The organism is Planktotalea sp. (genome assembly GCF_049680325.1).
GTDB lineage: Bacteria > Pseudomonadota > Alphaproteobacteria > Rhodobacterales > Rhodobacteraceae > Planktotalea.
Genome location: NZ_JBAUHO010000217.1, coordinates 1 through 3,817 on the forward strand (window position 1 = coordinate 1; position 3,817 = coordinate 3,817).

The following is a 3,817-nucleotide window of genomic DNA, read 5'->3' on the forward strand; positions in this document are numbered from 1 at the left end:
GACTAAAAAGATACCCGCGTTCCAGAGGAAATTCCCGGACGCGATCATTTGTTTCGCGCGCGAAACATTTGGCTTTTCGACAAAGGCCGTCAGCGGCTCTGGCGCGCCCTCGGGATGATCCGCGCCCGTCAGTTCCAGATAGCCATAGCCGGTTTCGGGGCGATCCGGTGTAATACCAAAAGTCACGATAGAGCCCGCTTCAGCCGCGCCGCGTGCAGCCTCGACCGCGCGGCGAAAAGCCTCCCCATCGGGAATCGCGTGATCGGCAGGCGCAATCAGCATCAACCCGTCCGGATCAACCTCCTGCAGGAACAACGCCGCCACCAGCACCGCAGGCGCGGTGTCGCGCGGCTCCGGCTCGATAAAGACCGCTTCGGGCAGCACCCCTGCCCCGCCCATCTGTTCGGTCACAATGAAACGGTAATCCTCGGATGTCAGCAAAACAGGTCGGCGAAACCCCGGCCCTGCCAGCCGTTTGACCGTGGCCTGAAATAGCGTATCCGGCTGACCCAGGTCCGCGAATTGTTTGGGATAGCTTTTGCGCGAGAGCGGCCAGAGCCGCGTGCCCGACCCGCCTGCGAGAATAACCGGTGTAATCATAACCAACGCCCTTACTTGTCTTGCTTGCTTCATAGCGTCAGGTTTGGGCGAAAGTTTGGCAAGCCCCGCAGGCGACAAATGTTTCGCGCGCGAAACAATTCCCCGCGTCATTGCGTTGCTAAGCGATTGAACCGCGCCCGTTTGAAATGCTAACGAGGACCCAACGAAGAGGCAGGCCAGCTTGCCAAATCATGGGATTACCAAGATGCGTGTTTTTGTAACCGGCGGCGCGGGGTTTATCGGCTCGCACACACTTGTGCAGCTTATGCGCAAGGGCGCGGATGTTTTGTCCTATGACAATTATTGCAACAGCTCGCCCGAAGCGTTGAGCCGCGTCAAACGTCTGGCCCAATCCGATCTGGCCATTGTCGAGGGTGATATTTGCGATCCCGGCGCGCTGGAACGCGCGATGGGCGATTTCAAACCTGATGCGGTCATTCACTTTGCCGGTCTTAAAGCGGTTGGCGAATCCGCCGAAAAGCCGCTGACCTACTATAAGAACAACATCGCAGGCTCCATTGCCCTGCTTGAGGTGATGAACAAGATCGGCTGTAGCAAGATCGTCTTTTCGTCCTCCGCCACGGTCTATGATCCGGACAAGCCTTTTCCCTTTACCGAGGACACCCCGCTCAAGGCTGCCAGCACCTATGGGCGCACCAAACATTTTATCGAGGACATTATCCGCGATTGGTCTGCTGCGACGCCGGGCAGTTCTGCCGCCGTTTTGCGGTATTTCAATCCGGTTGGCGCCCATGCGTCGGGCGATATTGGCGAGGATCCTGTTGGCATCCCGAACAATCTGCTGCCCTATATCTCCCGCGTGGCCCAAGGCAGTCTGAAAGAGTTGCAGGTGTTTGGCGATTGCTACGACACGGCCGACGGCACAGGCGCGCGCGATTATATTCATGTGGAAGATCTGGCTGGCGCGCATTTGGCCGCGTTGGAGTATATCGCAGGTGCCAAAGGCTGCGAGACATTCAACATTGGCACCGGCACCGCAACGACAGTGCTGGCGATGATCCGCGCGTTCGAGGCGGCGACGGAGCAATCGGTTCCCTATCGTATCACCGGTCCGCGCGCGGGCGATGTTTCAACAACCGTTGCCAACCCGTCCAAGGCTGAGCAGGTGCTGGGCTGGAAAGCCGAGCATGACATCGAAGCCATGTGTCGATCGGTCTGGAACTGGCAGGTTAGAAATCCGAACGGTTATCGAACGCCTGAATAAGACTCTAAACGGGCCGAACTCTACGCGCCGCCATTTTCCAAATGTTTCGCGCGCGAAACAAATGGGCAGCACTTACCGCCCTGACATGCGCCAGATCTCGCGCAGCGTCGCCAGCAAAATCCCCATATCGGTCCGAAAGGACACCTGCGCGCCATAGCGCAGATCCAGCGCAACGCGTGCGCTATAGGGCAGGGCATTGCGCCCTGAGACCTGCCAAAGACCGGTAAGACCCGGGCGCAATGCCAGATAGCGCATCTGATGCGCGCCATAGCGGGAAAGCTCGGGCAGGGGAACGGGGCGGGGGCCAACCAGGCTCATCTCGCCCTTCAGCACACAGATCAATTGCGGCAGTTCATCCAGAGAGCTGCGCCGTAAGAGTCGCCCCCAGCGGGTAACGCGCGGATCGTTCGCGGATTTGATGGCAGCACAACCACGCGCAACATCGCAATGCATCGTGCGTATCTTGAAGCAGTTGAACAATTGCCCACCAAAGCCAACGCGCTTTTCAATATAAAACCCTTGCCCCGCTTCGATCCACGACCCCAGCCAGAGAAGAGCGATAAGCGGAAGCCAGAGCGGCGCGCACAAAATCACCAACGCAAGATCAACCACCCGTTTGCCCGAAAGAGCGTAACTGCCCCAAACCTGTTGAGGGCGCGCGTATAGAACCTGCATGATTGCCTCCCGCTGAACCGGCGGTAGGTTAGGCGCAAATGATTAAGGGCGTGCTAAGGCGCGAATTTACGCGCGCCCCTTCAGCCAGATCTGCAAATCTGCGAACAGCTTTGGATCAACGCGCGGTCCAGAGAGCATGATCCCGCTCGCCGAGGTTGTCAGCGTGACCCCCACAACAGGCGTGATCGAGCGCCCTGTTGCGGGTTTTATTTTGGGTTGGATCGGCTTTTCCCTAGTCTCTAAACCCTGCTTCAGAGCCTCGTCCAGAAGTTGCTGCTCTGCCTCGGCATCCTCATGTGGCAACGCATTTAACGCCGAGAGAATACGGCGCGGGGCATAGGGATCGCTAGTCAAGGCTTTGGAAAGTTGCAGGCCCAACCGTTCCCCCATCTGGGTGGGAAAGTTCAGGGCACTGCCCAGAACCTCGGCCACGGGAATGAAGGATTTTATCTTCGAGCGTTTCGCGCGCGAGGCGGTGGAAAACAGACTCTGCAAGGCGTGTTTGTGACTATCAAACACGCCGCCCTCAACAGATTTCACCACAATGCGTGCGCGTTCAAAATAACTAAGGCCGACACGGATTTCGTTTTCTTCGATCATCGCGATATAGGCATCAGGGGCCTCGCGCGGCGCGGTGATGATGGCATTGACCGTGCTCTGTTCCAGAGCGCGCAACGCTTGCAAACGGCGCCATCCGGAGATCAGACCAAAGCGACCATCGCCCAGATCAACCACCTCGATAGGGGTTTGCTGGCCGCGCGCTTGCAGCGAGGTACGCAGCGCCTGCATGTCTTCATCGTTCACCGCGATGCGGTCGCGCACCAGATAGGTCTCGTCGATCTGCGCCAACGGCAGGGCGGTAATCATCCGCCCCTCTGCACGCGCCGCGCGCAGGACCTCGGAGAGTTCTTCCAGCGCCGCCACGGTAGAGGCATCGCCGGCCACGCTGGCAATCGGCGGGGCAGGGTGGGAGGACAGGCCGGTGATGGCTTTGGTTTCCAGCGGTGCATCCAGATCGCGCGGCTGCGCGGGGGCAAGGCGTTTACGTTTTGCCATTATGTCATCTCCTGTGAAAGGGGCGCAGGGAAGCAGAAGGACATGAAGCGCGCGTTACCCATCCGAACGCTCGTCCTTGGTGCTTTGGGCCAGTTCATCGCGCCGCCACACGCCCAAGAGCAGTTCCTTGAAGGCGCCGTAGGTCGCATCAAATGTTTCGCGCCCGCGCACATAGGTCTCGCGATTGAAATCGCGGTAATCCGCTTCATAGATGCCGCTGACCTGTTCGCCCGCTTGCCCGATCAGCGCGGTGAAGTCCTG

At 58.9% G+C, this 3,817-nt stretch carries 4 protein-coding genes and 1 pseudogene; 1 reads left to right on the top strand and 4 read right to left on the bottom strand.

Annotated elements, in window-relative coordinates:
* On the bottom strand, positions 1-600 hold a 600-nt coding region (locus WBC85_RS09975; RefSeq protein WP_424436131.1), incomplete at its 3' end, for a sugar phosphate nucleotidyltransferase.
* 205 nt (positions 601-805) lie between these two features.
* Here WBC85_RS09975 and galE point away from each other — a divergent pair.
* Positions 806-1,825 (top strand): UDP-glucose 4-epimerase GalE, encoded by a 1,020-nt coding sequence (gene galE / locus WBC85_RS09980; protein WP_424436134.1) that lies wholly within the window; start codon positions 806-808, stop codon positions 1,823-1,825.
* Between the two features lie 72 nt (positions 1,826-1,897).
* Here galE and WBC85_RS09985 read toward each other — a convergent pair whose 3' ends face one another.
* From WBC85_RS09985 to WBC85_RS09995, 3 genes and pseudogenes are all read right to left on the bottom strand, one after another.
* On the bottom strand, positions 1,898-2,500 hold the full coding sequence (locus tag WBC85_RS09985; RefSeq protein WP_424436137.1) for a sugar transferase: 603 nt from the start codon (positions 2,498-2,500) through the stop codon (positions 1,898-1,900).
* 66 nt (positions 2,501-2,566) lie between these two features.
* The gene (locus WBC85_RS09990; RefSeq protein ID WP_424436140.1) at positions 2,567-3,556 is read right to left on the bottom strand and encodes a ParB/RepB/Spo0J family partition protein; all 990 of its coding nucleotides are present in this window, start codon (positions 3,554-3,556) and stop codon (positions 2,567-2,569) included.
* A 54-nt stretch (positions 3,557-3,610) separates the two neighbouring features.
* A pseudogene (locus WBC85_RS09995) lies at positions 3,611-3,817 on the bottom strand (AAA family ATPase); the annotation flags it as partial.